General features: G+C 60.6%; 1 protein-coding gene. It reads left to right on the top strand.

From position 1 onward, the window contains the following. Positions 1-526 (top strand): amino acid ABC transporter ATP-binding protein (locus ACTIF2_RS27725; protein WP_439500358.1); only part of this gene is annotated, 526 nt, incomplete at both ends.

The following is a 526-nucleotide window of genomic DNA, read 5'->3' as shown; positions in this document are numbered from 1 at the left end:
ACCAGCAGGGAACTGTCACACTTGGCACGATCAGGCTGGGTGACAATGCCAGGGAGACAGCAGTGGCGCGCCGGCAGACCGGAATGGTGTTCCAGAGCTTCAACCTGTTTCCACATCTGACTGTGTTGTCGAACTGCACGCTGGCACTGCGGCGCGTACTTCGCATGCCGCGCAAGGAGGCCGAAAGCCTGGCGCGGCATTTCCTGGAAAAGGTCCGTATTCCCGAACAGGCCGACAAATACCCAGCACAACTGTCAGGTGGACAGCAGCAGCGGGTGGCGATCGCGCGGGCGCTCTGCATGAACCCGCGGCTGATGCTGTTCGACGAGCCAACCTCCGCGCTTGATCCGGAAATGGTCAAGGAGGTGCTCGACGTCATGACCGGGCTGGCCCAGGAAGGCATGACCATGATCTGCGTCACCCATGAGATGGGCTTTGCCCGCGAGGTTGCCGACCAGGTCGTGTTCATGGATCAGGGCAGCATTGTCGAACAGGCATCGCCGTTGACGTTCTTTTCGACACCCAG

Origin of the sequence: Allobosea sp., assembly GCF_051860145.1 — a bacterium.
Classification (GTDB): Bacteria; Pseudomonadota; Alphaproteobacteria; order Rhizobiales; family Beijerinckiaceae; genus Allobosea.
Note: the sequence above shows the minus strand (reverse complement) of the source record. Positions and strands in the feature narration are given on the sequence as shown.